The sequence below is a fragment of the Streptomyces sp. MBT65 genome, from assembly GCF_016612545.1.
Classification (GTDB): domain Bacteria; phylum Actinomycetota; class Actinomycetes; order Streptomycetales; family Streptomycetaceae; genus Streptomyces.
Genome location: NZ_JAENRY010000802.1, coordinates 1 through 625, shown reverse-complemented (window position 1 = coordinate 625; position 625 = coordinate 1). Strand labels below are relative to the sequence as shown.

The 625-nt window shown below is 73.3% G+C and carries 1 protein-coding gene; it reads right to left on the bottom strand.

Going from position 1 to position 625, the window contains the following annotated elements; translation table 11 throughout:
• Positions 1–625 (bottom strand): LuxR C-terminal-related transcriptional regulator (locus tag JHN63_RS52185; protein ID WP_200692074.1); only part of this gene is annotated, 625 nt, incomplete at both ends.

Genomic DNA, 625 nt, shown 5'->3' with positions numbered 1-625 from the left:
GGTGCGGGAGGAGTCCCGCGCCGCCAGCGCCGCCGCCTCCAGCCGCGACCCCACTCCCAGCTTCATCAGCACGCGCTGCACATGCGTGCGCGCCGTCGACGGGGCGATGCCCATGCCGGCCGCGATCAGACGGGTGTCCTCGCCGTCGGCTACCCGGACCAGGACCTCCACCTCCCTCGGCGTCAGCATCTGCAACAACCGCTGGCCCTCGTCGTCGGGTTGGGCCGCCGGGTTCAGGAGTTCGCTGAAGGCTCCCTGGAGCAGTTGTGGGGCTACGGCCGCCTCGCCCGCCCGTGCCTTCATGATGGCGCGCTCCACGCCCTCGATGCGCTCGTCGTGGCGGACGTAGCCCGAGGCGCCTGCCGCGAAGGCCGCCGCGATGCCTCGGGGGCTGGGGACCGGACCCAGGACCAGGACCGCCACCTGCGGGCGTTCTCGTTTGATCTTTATCACCGGGTCGAAGATGCCCGGTTCGGCCGGTGTCGCCGTGCCCAGCAGGCACACCTCGGGTGCGCGGGTGATCACCAGTTCCGCCGCGCCCGCCGCGGGCGCCGCCGCCGCGAGCACCCGGTGTCCCCGCAGCTTCAGCGCCGAGGCACTGGCCTCGGCGCTGAAGCTGCGGGGA